This is a genomic window from Aeromonas mytilicola subsp. aquatica (assembly GCF_044336385.1).
GTDB classification, from domain to species: domain Bacteria; phylum Pseudomonadota; class Gammaproteobacteria; order Enterobacterales; family Aeromonadaceae; genus Aeromonas; species Aeromonas rivipollensis.
In genome coordinates, this window is record NZ_CP172298.1 from 4,608,604 (window position 1) to 4,622,500 (window position 13,897).

Genomic DNA, 13,897 nt, shown 5'->3' on the forward strand with positions numbered 1-13,897 from the left:
CGGCAATCCCGCTGTGTCGGAGCAAGGCATCCACCTTGGGCTCGCGACCACCGCAGGTGCGGAACATCATGCGGCAATCCCGCTATGACGTAGCAGCGCATCCACCTTGGGCTCACGACCGCGGAAGGCACGGAACAGCTCCATCGGCTCCTTGGAGCCCCCCTTCTCCAGAATATTCTTCAGGAAGGATTGGCCCGTGGCCGGGTTGAAGATCCCCTCCTCCTCGAAGCGGGAGAAGGCATCGGCGGAGAGCACCTCGGCCCACTTGTAGCTGTAGTAGCCCGCCGCATAGCCGCCCGCGAAGATGTGGGAGAAGCTGTGCTGGAAGCGGTTGAACGCCGGTGGCGTCATCACGGCCACCTGGCTGCGCACTTCACTCAGCAGGGTCGGGATCTGATCCGGATTGGCCGGGTCAAACTCCTGGTGCAGGCGGAAGTCGAACAGGGCGAACTCCAGCTGACGCAGCATCTGCATCGCCGCCTGGAAGTTGCGGGCGGTCAGCATCTTCTCCAGCAGATCTGCGGGCAGCGGCTCGCCGGTCTCATGATGACCGGAGATGAAGGCCAACGCCTCGGACTCCCAGCACCAGTTCTCCAGGAACTGGCTCGGCAGCTCCACCGCATCCCAGGCCACGCCGTTGATGCCGGCCACACCGGCCACATCGATCTGGGTCAGCATGTGGTGAATGCCGTGGCCGAACTCGTGGAACAGGGTGACCACTTCGTTGTGGGTGAACAGGGCCGGCTTGCCATCTACGGGGCCGTTGAAGTTGCAGGTCAGGTAGGCTACCGGCTTTTGCAGTGAGCCATCCTGACGGTAGCGACGGCCCAGGCAAACATCCATCCAGGCACCGCCCTGCTTGTGTTCCCGGGCGTAGAGGTCGAGGTAGAAGCTGCCGCGCAGCTCATCCTCGGCATCGAAGATGTCGTAGAAGCGCACGTCGGGATGCCAGGTGTCGATGCCGAGGCGCTCGCGCACCTTGATGCCGAACACCCGCTTGACCACTTCGAACAGCCCCTTCACCACCCGGCTGGCGGGGAAGTAGGGACGCAGCTGCTCGTCGGAGATGGAGAACTTGTGCTGCTTGAGCTTCTCGGCGTAGTAGGCGAGATCCCAGGCGGCCAGCTCGCTCTGACCGTGCTGCTCGGCGGCGAAGGCGCGGATCTCCTCCAGCTCGGCCTTGCCTTGCGGCAGGGACTTGGCCGCCAGATCGGTGAGGAAGCTCACCACCTGGTCCGGCTTGTCCGCCATCTTGGTGGCAAGGGACAGCTCGGCGTAGTTGGCAAAGCCCAGCAGCTGGGCCAGCTCGCGGCGCAGGGTCAGCAGCTCGGTCATGATGGCGGAGTTGTCCCACTTGCCGGCATTGGGGCCCTGATCCGAGGCGCGGGTGGTGAAGGCCTCATACAGTTCGGCGCGCAGTGCACGGTTGTCCGAGTACATCATCACCGGCAGATAAGAAGGAATATCCAGGGTGAACAGCCAGCCCTCTTTGCCTTTGAGTTCAGCCATCTGGCGGGCGGCCGCCTGGGCGCTCGCAGGCAGACCGGCCAGTTCGGCCTCGTCGGTCACCAGCTTGCTCCAGCCCTGGGTCGCATCCAGCACGTTGTTGCTGAAGCGGGAAGCCAGCTCGGAGAGGCGGGCCTGAATTTCCCCATAGCGCTGCTGCGCCTCGGCGGGCAGACCTATGCCGGAGAGGCGGAAGTCGCGCAGGGTATTCTGGATCTCCTTGCGCTGGGCGCCGCTCAGCAGGAGGAAGTCGTCGCTCTCGGAGAGAGCCAGATAGGCCTGATAGAGCCCTTCATGCTGGCCCACATAGGTCTGGAATTCGGAGAGCAGCGGCAGGCAGGCGTCATGAGCCGCGCGCAGCGCTTCGCTGTTGAGCACGGCGTTGAGGTGGCTGACCGGTGACCAGACTCGGGACAGGCGGTCATTGACCTCTTCCAGCGGGGCTATCAGGCTGTCCCAGGTGTGGGGGTCCCGCTGCGCCAGCACATCCTCAATCTTCTGTTTGCAATCGGCGATGGCCTGCGTCACGGCAGGCTGCACCTGATCGGGCTGGATCTGGCTGAAGGGGGGCAGCGAGTCCATTGTCAGCAAAGGGTTAGTCATCTGCGGTACCTCTAAATGCTCTGCAGCCCCTGCCGTCCAGAAGCTTGCTTGGACCATCTAAGATGTAGGCAGAAACCCCATTTATCAAGCCTTTGCCACCCAGAGCCGGGCCCGCTGCCCAGATTTCGCCAAAAGCTGCTCATTAATGCAGCGATCCGGCATCCAGAGACGACAATGCCGGCCCTGGGGCCGGCATTGTGAAGGGGATGACGCCGCTCGCATCAGCGCCGGGCGTCTTCCTTCAGCCACTGGGCGACCCGCTTGGCGAAGTAGGTGAGGATGCCGTCGGCACCGGCCCGCTTGAAGCAGAGCAGGGACTCCAGGACGCACTCCCGCTCCTTCAGCCAGCCGTTCTGGATCGCCGCCATGTGCATGGCGTACTCACCGCTCACCTGGTAGGCGAAGGTAGGCACCCCGAACTGATCCTTCACCTGACGGATCACATCCAGATAGGGCATGCCCGGCTTGACCATGACGCTGTCGGCCCCTTCGGCGATGTCCAGCGCCACCTCGTGCAGCGCCTCGTTGCCGTTGGCCGGATCCATCTGGTAGGTGGCCTTGTTGCTCTTGCCGAGGTTGGCGGCGGAGCCCACCGCATCGCGGAACGGGCCGTAGTAGCTGGAGGCGTACTTGGCGGAGTAGGCCATGATCTGGACGTTGACGAAGCCGTTCTCTTCCAGCGCGGCGCGAATCGCACCGATACGGCCATCCATCATGTCGGACGGCGCCACTATGTCGGCCCCGGCGGCGGCGTGGGAGAGTGCCTGCTTCACCAGGATCTCGGTGGTGATGTCGTTTTGCACATAGCCTTCGTCATCTATGATGCCGTCCTGACCATGGGTGGTGAAGGGATCCAGCGCCACGTCTGTGATGACACCCAGCTCAGGGAAGCGGGCCTTGAGGGCTCGGGTGGCACGCTGGGCCAGGCCGTCCGGGTTATAGGCCTCTTCCGCCAGCAGGCTCTTCTGCCCCAGCGGCGTCACAGGGAACAGGGCGATGGCGGGCACGCCCAGCTCAACCAGCTCGGCGGCCTCGATCAGCAGCAGATCGATGGAGAGCCTGTCCACCCCCGGCATGGAGGCGACGGCCTCACGCTGACCCTCCCCCTCCAGCACGAACACCGGATAGATGAGATCGTTGACGGTCAGCTGGTTCTCGCGCACCAGACGACGGCTGAAATCATGTTTGCGCACCCGGCGCAGGCGGCGACCCGGAAAGGTGCCCGGAAGAGTTATGGCCATGAATCACTCCAAAAGAGGAAGTTGGAAAAATGCGGCGGAGGTGGCCCGGGTATGGGCCAGCAAGGCCTCGGGCGCTTCACCACGGCAGGCCGCCACCACCTGGGCGATGTGCGGCAAAAAAGCGGGTTCGTTGCGTTTCGGTCTGGGTTTCAGATCCCGCGGCACCAGATAGGGAGCGTCGGTCTCGATCATCAGGCGACCGGCGGGAATGCGCGCCACCTGTTCGCGCAGCAACTGGCCACGGCGCTCGTCACAGAGCCAGCCGGTCACCCCTATGTGCAACCCCAGCGCCAGGCACTGGTCCAGCTCCTGGTCGGAGCCGGTGAAGCAGTGCAGCACGGCCCCCGGCAGCCTGGGCAACCAGGGACGGAGGATCTCGATGAAACGGGCGTGGGCATCGCGGCAGTGGAGAAACACCGGCATCCCGAGCTCGGCGGCCAGCGCCAGCTGGGCGTCGAACACCGCATCCTGCACCGGACGGGGGGAGAAGTCGCGGTTGTAGTCGAGCCCGCACTCGCCGATGGCCACCACCTGAGGCAGCGCCGCCAGCGCGCGCAGGGCAGGCAGGGTCTGCTCATCCACACTCTTGGCATCGTGGGGATGCACCCCGGCGGTGGAGAAGCAGTAACCGGGCCACTCGGCGGCAAGCTTGGCACTCTCGCGGCTGCCAGCCAGATCGGTACCGGTCAGGATCAGCGCCTCCACCCCGGCGGCGCGGGCGCGGGCCACCAGTGCTGGCTGTTCGCCGGCAAACTGGGGACTGGTGAGGTTGAGACCAATGTCGATCATGGGATCAGAGGTTCCGAACAAAAGGAATACATATCAGGTATTTGAAAACCATCTACTCGATGGGGCATCACCATACGCCTCGAACGGATGCATGAAAAGAGGAAGGGAGCCTCAGCTCCCCTCTTCCGGTTGTTCCTGCTCCTCCTCGTCCTCTTTCCTCACATAGAAGCGGGCGAAGAAGAGACCTATCTCCCACAGGGCCCACATGGGGATCGCCAGCAGGGTCTGGGAGAAGACATCGGGCGGAGTCAGCAGCATGCCGACCACGAAGACCCCGACGATGACGTAGGGGCGCTTCTCCCTCAGGCTCTTGGGGGTGGTGACCCCGGTCCAGCAGAGCAAGATGGTGGCCACTGGTATCTCGAACGCCACCCCGAACGCAAAGAACAGGGTCAGCACGAAGTCCAGATAGCTGGCAATGTCGGTCGCCACCGTCACCCCGGCGGGGGCCGTGCTGGTGAAGAAGCCGAACACCAGGGGGAACACCACGTAGTAGGCGAACGCCATGCCGGCATAGAAGAGCACGGCACTGGAGGCCACCAACGGCATGACGAGGCGCCGCTCGTGCTGGTACAGGCCGGGGGCGATGAAGGCCCAGGCCTGATAGAGCAGATAGGGGATGGCCACGAAGAAGGAGACCACCAGGGTCAGCTTGATGGGCGTGATGAAGGGGGTCGCCACATCCGTCGCTATCATGCTGGTCCCTTCAGGCAGCTGGCTGAGCAGCGGCCGGGCCACGAAATCGTAGATGTCGTTGGAGAAATAGATGAGCGCGACGAACGCCAGCAGGATGGCAGAGATGGAGCGCAGCAGACGGGTTCTCAACTCCACCAGGTGGCTGATAAGGGGTTGCTCGGCCTGACTCATGGCTTCACCTCCCCTTTGCCGGCCGACTCGCTGACCGGCTCGCGCTGGCTGTTGACCGGCGGCACTTCACGGGTCAGCTGCACCGCAGGTTCCACCGGCGTGGCAGGTTCAGCCTGGGCGACGGGCGGGCGGATCTCGTTCTGTGCCTCATGCTGTGGCTGATAGGGACGGTTCACCGACTGGGCCGCCGCCTTCAGCTGCTCGATGGACTCCTGCAGCTCGGGGCTCAGGTTGTTCATCTGCAACTGCTCGGCCTTCTTCAGATCATTGTGCAGCTCTTGCAACTTGAGCTCCTGCTCCAGCTCTGTCTTGACCGAGTTGGCGGTACTGCGGATCAGCTTGATCCAGTGGCTGGCGGTACGGATGGCGACCGGCAACCGCTCGGGACCCAGCACCACCAGAGCGACGACACCGATGACGACCAGCTCCCAAAAACCGATGTCGAACATGGCTTAGGCCTGATCTTTGTCTTTCTGCTTGGCGGTCTCGGCACTGCTGGCCGTCTCGTTCAGCTGCTTGGCCGGAAACTCCGCATCCTTCTGCTCAGGCTTGGCATCGGCCGGATCATCCGACAGCGCCTTCTTGAACCCCTTCACGGCGGCACCCAGATCGCCACCTATGCCGCGCAGCTTCTTGGTACCGAACAGCAGCACGACTATGACTGCGATGATCAACAATTGCCAAATACTGATACCACCCATGACTTTCTCTCCAGGATAGGCGCCTGATGGCGCAGTTTAATTAATGAATGCGGGTCTTCAACCAGCCCAGCAGCCAGCATAACCCGGCGCCGGCGAGACTGATTTGTCCCCACTCAATATGTTGTTTCTGGGTCAGCAAGAATACACCCACCAACAGTAGGCTGGCTCCCACCCCTAAGAGGTAGCGGGCCTGTCCCTGACGACGGCTGTGCAGGCGAAAATCGGCGAACATCTGCTCGAAGTGGTGTTGCTGATGCCGAGCCTGGCGCAGGGTCTCGTAGACCAGCTCCGGCAGCTCCGGCAGCTTCTCCGCCCAGAAGGGGGCCTTCTCGCGGATCGCATTGAGCACCGCCTTGGGGCCCACCTGCTCGTGCATCCAGCTTTCCAGGTAGGGTTTGGCTGTCTGCCACAGGTCCAGCTGGGGATAGAGCTGGCGCCCCAGCCCTTCCACATAGAGCAGTGTCTTCTGCAGCAGCACCAGCTGGGGCTGCACCTGCATGTTGAAGCGACGGGCGGTGTTGAACAGGTTGAGCAGCACGTGGCCGAACGAAATTTCGGAGAGCGGCTTCTCGAAGATGGGCTCCAGCACGGTGCGGATGGCGAACTCGAACTCGTCCACCTTGGTGTCGGGAGGTACCCAGCCGGACTCCACGTGCAGTTGCGCCACCCGTTGATAGTCACGGTTGAAGAAGGCGAGGAAGTTCTCCGCCAGGTAGCGTTTGTCTTCCCGGTTCAGGGTGCCGACTATGCCGCAGTCGATGCCGATCCAGAGTGGATTCTCCGGGTGCTCAAAGGAGACGAAGATGTTGCCCGGGTGCATGTCCGCATGGAAGAAGCTGTCACGGAACACCTGGGTGAAGAAGACCTCAACCCCGCGCTCCGCCAGCAGTTTCATGTTGGTGCCGTTGGCCTCCAGCGCGGCTATGTCGGAGACAGGAATGCCGTAGATGCGCTCCATCACCAGTACCTGCTCGCGGCAGTGATCCGTGTAGACCTCGGGCACATAGAGCGCCTCTGAGCCGGTGAAGTTGCGGCGCAGCTGGATGGCGTTGGCCGCTTCTCGCATCAGGTTGAGCTCGTCGAGTATGGTCTTGCGGTACTCCTCCACCACCTCGACTGGGCGCAGCCGCGCGCTCTGGGGCACGAAACGGGCCACCAGACGAGCCAGCGCCTGCATCAGGCGCAGATCGGCCTCGATGACGGGCTCTATGTCGGGACGGATCACCTTGATGACGATCTCCCGGCCATTCTCCTTCAAGCGGGCGGTATGGACCTGGGCAATGGAGGCGGACGCCAGCGGCGTCTCGTCGAAGTCATCGAACAGGGTTTCGATGGGGCAGCCCAGGCTCGCCTCTATCTGGCGCCTGGCCTCCTGCCCGCAGAAGGGGGGCACCCTGTCCTGCAGCAGGGCCAGCTCTTCGGCGATGTCTGGCGGCAGCAGATCCCGGCGGGTCGACAGCATCTGGCCGAACTTGATGAAGATGGGGCCCAGGGCCTCGAAGGCGAGGCGAATGCGGGCACCACGGCACAGCTCAGGTTGCTTGTTCTTGAGCCAGAACAGGCTGCGGCGCACCAGGCGTCCGGGCCAGGGTTGATAGCGGGCGGGCACCAGCTCGTCGATGCCCTGCTCCAGCAGGATGCTGACGATGCGATAGAGGCGTTTGAACTCCTTGGGGGTCATCAGCTCACCTGCTGCTCGAGGCGGGCCAGCCGCAACTCGACCGCTTTCATGTGCTGTGCCAGCACCTCGACATCGTCGTTGAAACTGGCCACTTCCAGGGGGCCTGGGGCGAGGCGGGCCTCCTCGGTGAGGTACTCGGCCAGCTGGCGCTGGGAGCGGCACAGCTCGCGGCCTACCACGCGACGGGCCTGACGGGCGCCGCCACACAGGGTATGAGCCAGCACGTCGCCGGTATAGCGCGACAGCTCCTCTTCCCAGTCGATGTCCAGCTCCCCCAGCAAAGCGCTGAAGGCCTGTACCAGCTGGGGATCGCCGCTCAAGTCCAGCTTCTCCTCGCGGATATAGCGAGTCAGGGCGGAAGGATCCTTCAGCAGGCCGATCGCCGTCAGCGACAGGCTCAGCACGGCGTCGGGTTCCCCCTCATAGCGGGCCAGCACGTCCAGCCGACGCTCGGAGAAGACAAACCAGAGCGGCTTGAGCTCACGCAGCTCCAGCTTGAGCACCTTGCCCGCGAGCTTGCGCAGCCGCGCCGGGCTCTGCTTGTCGAGAGCCAGCAACTGGTTGAGGCTGGTTTCGATCACCGCTGTGACCATGGCATCCATCGGCATAGGCGACCTTAAAACTTGTAACCACGGTGCAGGGCGACCACACCCTGAGTCAGGTTGTAGAACTCCACCTGCTCGAAGCCGACCTGCTCCATCATGCCAGCCAGGGTCTGCTGATCCGGGTGCATGCGAATGGATTCTGCCAGGTACTTGTAGCTTTCACCGTCGTTAGCGACGATTTCGCCCATTTTTGGCAGCAGTTTGAAGGAGTAGAGATCGTAGAGCTTGGCGATCACCTCGCTGGCGGGTTTGGAGAACTCCAGCACCAGCAGGCGACCACCCGGCTTGAGCACCCGGAACATGGAGGCGAGCGCCTTGTCCTTGTCGGTCACGTTGCGCAGGCCGAAGCCTATGGTGATGACGTCGAAGTGGTTATCCGGGAAGGGGAGCGCCTCGGCATTGGCCTGCACGTAGGAGACGTTGTTGGCGACCCCCAGGTTGCGCAGCTTGTCGCGGCCCACTTTCAGCATGGAATCGTTGATGTCCGCCAGCACCACCTGACCTGTCTCGCCAACGATACGGGAGAACTTGGCGGTCAGATCGCCGGTGCCACCGGCCAGATCCAGCACCTTCTGGCCTTTGCGCACGCCGGAGCAATCGATGGTGAAGCGCTTCCACAGGCGATGAATGCCGAACGACATCAGATCGTTCATCAGATCATACTTGGCCGCCACCGAATGAAAGACGCCAGCCACCAGAGTTTCCTTCTCGGTCGCCGCCACGGTTTTATAGCCAAAATGCGTAGTATTAGTCTGTTCCGACATCCCTCAAACACCCATAGAGCAAAGAATGGCCGCCAGTTTACCAGAGCCGGTGACCTGCGGACACCTTAAACCCGGCTGGCCACCAACTGCATCCCCAGCATGACCATGGCCAGGCAGAGGAAGAGATTGAGGCCTATGTTGAGCAGCGCCTTCAGATAGGCCCCGTGTTGAGCCAGCACCACAGTATCCAGGGCAAAAGAAGAGAAGGTGGTCAGGGCACCCAATATACCCACCATCAGGAGTGGCTTGAGCGGATGCTCGGCCACATGCCCGTGCAGAATGAGGGCATAGGCCACCCCCATGATGAAGGAGCCCACCACGTTGACCACCAGGGTGCCATAGGGGAAGTGGCGCCCCAGCAGCAGCGCCATCAACTCGGCGATACCAAAACGAAGGCAGGCGCCGATGGCACCGCCGGCCGCGACAAATAACCAGGTTTGCATGGGGAGACTCCATAAGTGTCAGGCCGACATTATGCAAAATGCCGGCAAGCGGGGATAGCGGGGCAATTAATCTACGGGGATGAGCCGCCTCATCGGCGAAAATCCACCGGCTCTATCTGATCCAGATGCAGGGCGGTCTGCGCTGGCCGGGTCTCGGCAATCACGCGGCCATGACGGATGGAGTAGCGCACCGGCACCTGACGACGCACCGCATCGAAGCCGTTCTCGGCGGGCAGGATCAGCAGGTTAGCCGGTTTTCCCACCTCGATGCCGTAGCGATCCTGCACGTTCAGGGTACGGGCGCTGTGGCTGCTGATCAGCTTCAAACCGTCGTTGATCTGCTCGTAACCCATGATCTGGCAGACATGCAGCCCCATGTGCAGCACCTGCAACATGTTGGCCGTCCCCATGGGATACCAGGGATCGAACACATCGTCGTGACCGAAGCAGACATTGATGTTCGCCTCCAGCATCTCCTTGACCCGGGTAATGCCACGGCGCTTGGGGTAGGTATCGAAGCGCCCCTGCAGGTGAATGTTCACCAGCGGATTGGCGACGAAGTTGATGTCCGCCATCTTGAGCAGTCGGAACAGGCGAGAGGCATAGGCCCCGTTGTAGGAGTGCATGGCTGTGGTATGGCTGGCGGTCACCCGGTGGCCGATACCTCGCTCGTAGGCCAGGGTCGCCAGGGTCTCGATGAAGCGGGACTGCTCGTCATCGATCTCGTCACAGTGCACATCCACCAAAACCTGATATTTCTCGGCAAGATCGAAGACATAATGCAGACTTTCGACCCCATATTCCCTAGTGAACTCGAAATGGGGAATGGCGCCTATCACGTCGGCTCCCAGCCTGAGTGCCTCTTCCAGCAAGGCCTTGCCGTTAGGATAGGAGAGGATCCCCTCCTGCGGGAAGGCGACGATCTGCAGCTCGACCCACCCCTTCATCTCCTCCCGCACCTCCAGCATGGCTTTCAGGGCCACCAGGTTGGGGTCGGAGACATCCACATGGGTACGAACGAACTGGATGCCGTTGGCGATCTGCCACTTCAGCGTCTGTATAGCCCGCCGCTTCACATCCTCATGAGTCAACAACGCCTTGCGTTCGGCCCAGCGCTCTATCCCCTCGAACAGGGTACCGGAGAGGTTCCAGCTCGGCTCACCGGCGGTCTGGGTGGTATCGAGGTGAATATGAGGCTCGATAAAGGGGGCCATCGCCATCCCCTCCTCCCCATCCAGTTCCCGGGTAGAGAGGAGGATCTGGCTCATGGGGGCTATGGTTCTGATCAGGCCATCCTGACATAGGATCTGCCACAGCCCCTCCCTGCCACTCAGACGCACATTCTTTATCAACATGTTCCTTTCCCCTTCGAGACGCTGGTTGTCTTTGCCAATCCACAACTTAGCTCGGATCAATTTAATAGAAAAGCGTTCACACAGAATGCATATGAGGCTGACATCATTGAAGAACAGCAACAATAAAGGGAGTGGATAGGGATGAAAGCAGGATTGACCGAGATCGGCAGCGCAGGATTGTTTCACGAATATCTGCAGACACTGGGCATCAACAAGCCCCCATTGACCGAGATAGACGAACAGTGGGAGTACAAGCGAAACGAACGACTAGTCGCAGCCATTCGGATAGAGGCTTCCGGGCAGGCCCGCTTCTATCTCGATGCCAGACAGATCTCGATGAACTGAATGGTAAAAACAAAAAAGCCTCCCTTTTCAGGGAGGCTTTCGTTTTCATGGTGCTGATACCCAGAGTCGAACTGGGGACCTCATCCTTACCAAGGATGCGCTCTACCAACTGAGCCATATCAGCACACTAACCGGTAAAGACCGCACTGTGTGCGCTATCTAAATCTTCTGTCCAACACAACCTGACGTTGTGTCGCGACCAACCACATCGCTGTGATTGCTTAATTGAAGCCTGGCAGTGTCCTACTCTCGCATGGCGAATGCCACACTACCATCGGCGCTACCGCGTTTCACTTCTGAGTTCGGCATGGGATCAGGTGGTTCCACGGCGCTATGGCCGCCAGGCAAATTCTTCAATCTCGGAAAGCTGACGTGAATAACGACTCGGCTAGTTTGCCTGGTCGCTATCACTGAATTAGTTAGTAGTTCATGCACTTGCTACAAGCCTTAGAACACTTCTTGGGTGTTGTATGGTTAAGCCTCACGGGTAATTAGTATGGGTTAGCTCAACACGTCGCCGCGCTTACACACCCCACCTATCAACGTTGTGGTCTCCAACGGCCCTTTAGGACCCTCAAGGGGTCAGGGATGACTCATCTCAGGGCTCGCTTCCCGCTTAGATGCTTTCAGCGGTTATCGATTCCGAACTTAGCTACCGGGCAGTGCCACTGGCGTGACAACCCGAACACCAGAGGTTCGTTCACTCCGGTCCTCTCGTACTAGGAGCAACTCCCTTCAATCATCCAACGCCCACGGCAGATAGGGACCGAACTGTCTCACGACGTTCTGAACCCAGCTCGCGTACCACTTTAAATGGCGAACAGCCATACCCTTGGGACCGACTTCAGCCCCAGGATGTGATGAGCCGACATCGAGGTGCCAAACACCGCCGTCGATATGAACTCTTGGGCGGTATCAGCCTGTTATCCCCGGAGTACCTTTTATCCGTTGAGCGATGGCCCTTCCATTCAGAACCACCGGATCACTATGACCTACTTTCGTACCTGCTCGACCTGTCCGTCTCGCAGTTAAGCTGGCTTATGCCATTGCACTAACCTCCTGATGTCCGACCAGGATTAGCCAACCTTCGTGCTCCTCCGTTACTCTTTGGGAGGAGACCGCCCCAGTCAAACTACCCACCAGGCACTGTCCGCGAGCCCGATTCAGGGCCCTGCGTTAGAACATCAAACATACAAGGGTGGTATTTCAAGGACGGCTCCAGCGCAACTGGCGTCACGCCTTCAAAGCCTCCCACCTATCCTACACATGTAGGTTCAATGTTCAGTGCCAAGCTGTAGTAAAGGTTCACGGGGTCTTTCCGTCTAGCCGCGGGTACACCGCATCTTCACGGCGAATTCGATTTCACTGAGTCTCGGGTGGAGACAGCATGGCCATGGTTACACCATTCGTGCAGGTCGGAACTTACCCGACAAGGAATTTCGCTACCTTAGGACCGTTATAGTTACGGCCGCCGTTTACCGGGGCTTCGATCAAGAGCTTCGCTTGCGCTAACCCCATCAATTAACCTTCCGGCACCGGGCAGGTGTCACACCCTATACGTCCACTTTCGTGTTTGCAGAGTGCTGTGTTTTTGATAAACAGTCCCAGCCATCTGGTCACTGCGACTCCCAACTGCTCCATCCGCAAGGGACTTCACTGTCAAGAGCGAACCTTCTCCCGAAGTTACGGTTCTATTTTGCCTAGTTCCTTCACCCGAGTTCTCTCAAGCGCCTTGGTATTCTCTACCCGACCACCTGTGTCGGTTTGGGGTACGATGACTTGTAATCTGAAGCTTAGAGGCTTTTCCTGGAAGCAGGGCATCAATGGCTTCACCACCGTAGTGGCTTCGTCTCGTGTCTCAGTGTTGTGTCTCCGGATTTGCCTAGAAACACCACCTACGCACTTTCACCAGGACAACCGTCGCCTGGCCCACCTAGCCTTCTCCGTCCCCCCATCGCAATTACAAGTCGTGCAGGAATATTAACCTGCTTCCCATCGATTACGCCTTTCGGCCTCACCTTAGGGGTCGACTCACCCTGCCCCGATTAACGTTGGACAGGAACCCTTGGTCTTCCGGCGAGGAGGCTTTTCACCCCCTTTATCGTTACTTACGTCAGCATTCGCACTTCTGATATCTCCAGCATGCCTCTCGACACACCTTCGCAGACTTACAGAACGCTCCCCTACCACTCACACATAAGTGTGAATCCGCGGCTTCGGTGCCTGGTTTGAGCCCCGTTACATCTTCCGCGCAGGCCGACTCGACTAGTGAGCTATTACGCTTTCTTTAAATGATGGCTGCTTCTAAGCCAACATCCTAGCTGTCTGAGCCTTCCCACATCGTTTCCCACTTAACCAGAACTTTGGGACCTTAGCCGGCGGTCTGGGTTGTTTCCCTCTTCACGACGGACGTTAGCACCCGCCGTGTGTCTCCCGGATAGTACTTACTGGTATTCGGAGTTTGCATGGAGTTGGTAAGTCGGGATGACCCCCTAGTCCAAACAGTGCTCTACCCCCAGTAGTATTCGTCCGAGGCGCTACCTAAATAGCTTTCGGGGAGAACCAGCTATCTCCGAGTTTGATTGGCCTTTCACCCCCAGCCACAGGTCATCCCCTAACTTTGCAACGTTAGTGGGTTCGGTCCTCCAGTTGATGTTACTCAACCTTCAACCTGCCCATGGCTAGATCACCCGGTTTCGGGTCTACACCTTGCAACTAGACGCCCAGTTAAGACTCGGTTTCCCTACGGCTCCCCTATACGGTTAACCTCGCTACAAAATGTAAGTCGCTGACCCATTATACAAAAGGTACGCAGTCACCCCGAAGGGCTCCCACTGCTTGTACGTACACGGTTTCAGGTTCTATTTCACTCCCCTCACAGGGGTTCTTTTCGCCTTTCCCTCACGGTACTGGTTCACTATCGGTCAGTCAGGAGTATTTAGCCTTGGAGGATGGTCCCCCCATATTCAGACAGGATGTCACGTGTCCCGCCCTACT

12 protein-coding genes, 1 tRNA gene and 2 rRNA genes (1 of these 15 cut by a window edge) are annotated in these 13,897 nt (G+C 60.0%); 1 reads left to right on the forward strand and 14 read right to left on the reverse strand.

Translation table 11 applies throughout. The features are described from left to right. Positions 1–66: 66 nt before the first annotated feature. The 11 genes from prlC to ACFWHB_RS21200 all read right to left on the reverse strand — a co-directional run bounded on the left by prlC (position 67) and on the right by ACFWHB_RS21200 (position 10,555). Positions 67–2,109 (reverse strand): oligopeptidase A, encoded by a 2,043-nt coding sequence (gene prlC, locus ACFWHB_RS21150; RefSeq protein WP_395949192.1) that lies wholly within the window; start codon positions 2,107–2,109, stop codon positions 67–69. Positions 2,110–2,330: 221 nt separating this feature from the next. Further along, positions 2,331–3,350 (reverse strand): porphobilinogen synthase, encoded by a 1,020-nt coding sequence (gene hemB / locus ACFWHB_RS21155; RefSeq protein ID WP_303810256.1) that lies wholly within the window; start codon positions 3,348–3,350, stop codon positions 2,331–2,333. A gap of 3 nt (positions 3,351–3,353) precedes the next feature. Then, a complete protein-coding gene (locus ACFWHB_RS21160; RefSeq protein WP_163149881.1) occupies positions 3,354–4,139 on the reverse strand; it encodes a TatD family hydrolase in 786 nt (261 codons plus the stop codon). A 111-nt stretch (positions 4,140–4,250) separates the two neighbouring features. After that, positions 4,251–5,006 (reverse strand): twin-arginine translocase subunit TatC, encoded by a 756-nt coding sequence (tatC, locus tag ACFWHB_RS21165; RefSeq protein WP_139744615.1) that lies wholly within the window; start codon positions 5,004–5,006, stop codon positions 4,251–4,253. Continuing rightward, positions 5,003–5,455 carry a Sec-independent protein translocase protein TatB gene (gene tatB, locus ACFWHB_RS21170; protein WP_168236128.1) on the reverse strand — a complete coding sequence of 151 codons (453 nt, stop codon included), beginning with the start codon at positions 5,453–5,455 and terminating at the stop codon, positions 5,003–5,005. The genes tatC and tatB overlap by 4 nt, the downstream gene beginning before the upstream one ends. A 3-nt stretch (positions 5,456–5,458) precedes the next feature. After that, positions 5,459–5,707 (reverse strand): Sec-independent protein translocase subunit TatA, encoded by a 249-nt coding sequence (gene tatA / locus ACFWHB_RS21175; RefSeq protein ID WP_025328841.1) that lies wholly within the window; start codon positions 5,705–5,707, stop codon positions 5,459–5,461. Positions 5,708–5,747: 40 nt separating this feature from the next. Next, positions 5,748–7,388, reverse strand: coding sequence for a ubiquinone biosynthesis regulatory protein kinase UbiB (ubiB, locus tag ACFWHB_RS21180; protein WP_106885399.1), 1,641 nt, complete (start codon positions 7,386–7,388; stop codon positions 5,748–5,750). Beyond that, positions 7,388–7,996, reverse strand: coding sequence for a ubiquinone biosynthesis accessory factor UbiJ (locus ACFWHB_RS21185; protein WP_025328843.1), 609 nt, complete (start codon positions 7,994–7,996; stop codon positions 7,388–7,390). The genes ubiB and ACFWHB_RS21185 overlap by 1 nt, the downstream gene beginning before the upstream one ends. 8 nt (positions 7,997–8,004) lie before the next feature. Beyond that, positions 8,005–8,757, reverse strand: coding sequence for a bifunctional demethylmenaquinone methyltransferase/2-methoxy-6-polyprenyl-1,4-benzoquinol methylase UbiE (ubiE, locus tag ACFWHB_RS21190; protein WP_106885398.1), 753 nt, complete (start codon positions 8,755–8,757; stop codon positions 8,005–8,007). A gap of 65 nt (positions 8,758–8,822) precedes the next feature. Beyond that, on the reverse strand, positions 8,823–9,200 hold the full coding sequence (crcB, locus tag ACFWHB_RS21195) for a fluoride efflux transporter CrcB (protein ID WP_106885397.1): 378 nt from the start codon (positions 9,198–9,200) through the stop codon (positions 8,823–8,825). A gap of 89 nt (positions 9,201–9,289) precedes the next feature. Next, entirely contained in the window at positions 9,290–10,555 is a 1,266-nt protein-coding gene (locus ACFWHB_RS21200; RefSeq protein WP_163155206.1) for a cytosine deaminase, read from the reverse strand. A 141-nt stretch (positions 10,556–10,696) separates the two neighbouring features. On the opposite strand from ACFWHB_RS21200, the gene ACFWHB_RS21205 reads away from it, so the two are divergent. After that, positions 10,697–10,900 (forward strand): hypothetical protein, encoded by a 204-nt coding sequence (locus tag ACFWHB_RS21205; RefSeq protein WP_163149869.1) that lies wholly within the window; start codon positions 10,697–10,699, stop codon positions 10,898–10,900. A 48-nt stretch (positions 10,901–10,948) separates the two neighbouring features. Here the strand turns inward: ACFWHB_RS21205 and ACFWHB_RS21210 are convergent. The 3 genes from ACFWHB_RS21210 to ACFWHB_RS21220 all read right to left on the reverse strand — a co-directional run. Then, positions 10,949–11,024 (reverse strand) — tRNA-Thr (locus ACFWHB_RS21210). Positions 11,025–11,130: 106 nt separating this feature from the next. Continuing rightward, positions 11,131–11,245, reverse strand: a 5S ribosomal RNA gene (rrf, locus tag ACFWHB_RS21215). 125 nt (positions 11,246–11,370) lie between these two features. Further along, a 23S ribosomal RNA gene (locus ACFWHB_RS21220) occupies positions 11,371–13,897 on the reverse strand; it runs 363 nt beyond the window's last position.

Coding starts and splice junctions, on each gene's coding strand:
- prlC (WP_395949192.1), bottom strand. CDS start 2,109: ATGACTAACCCTTTGCTGACAATGGACTCGCTGCCCCCCTTCAGCCAG.
- hemB (WP_303810256.1), bottom strand. CDS start 3,350: ATGGCCATAACTCTTCCGGGCACCTTTCCGGGTCGCCGCCTGCGCCGG.
- ACFWHB_RS21160 (WP_163149881.1), bottom strand. CDS start 4,139: ATGATCGACATTGGTCTCAACCTCACCAGTCCCCAGTTTGCCGGCGAA.
- tatC (WP_139744615.1), bottom strand. CDS start 5,006: ATGAGTCAGGCCGAGCAACCCCTTATCAGCCACCTGGTGGAGTTGAGA.
- tatB (WP_168236128.1), bottom strand. CDS start 5,455: ATGTTCGACATCGGTTTTTGGGAGCTGGTCGTCATCGGTGTCGTCGCT.
- tatA (WP_025328841.1), bottom strand. CDS start 5,707: ATGGGTGGTATCAGTATTTGGCAATTGTTGATCATCGCAGTCATAGTC.
- ubiB (WP_106885399.1), bottom strand. CDS start 7,388: ATGACCCCCAAGGAGTTCAAACGCCTCTATCGCATCGTCAGCATCCTG.
- ACFWHB_RS21185 (WP_025328843.1), bottom strand. CDS start 7,996: ATGCCGATGGATGCCATGGTCACAGCGGTGATCGAAACCAGCCTCAAC.
- ubiE (WP_106885398.1), bottom strand. CDS start 8,757: ATGTCGGAACAGACTAATACTACGCATTTTGGCTATAAAACCGTGGCG.
- crcB (WP_106885397.1), bottom strand. CDS start 9,200: ATGCAAACCTGGTTATTTGTCGCGGCCGGCGGTGCCATCGGCGCCTGC.
- ACFWHB_RS21200 (WP_163155206.1), bottom strand. CDS start 10,555: ATGTTGATAAAGAATGTGCGTCTGAGTGGCAGGGAGGGGCTGTGGCAG.
- ACFWHB_RS21205 (WP_163149869.1), top strand. CDS start 10,697: ATGAAAGCAGGATTGACCGAGATCGGCAGCGCAGGATTGTTTCACGAA.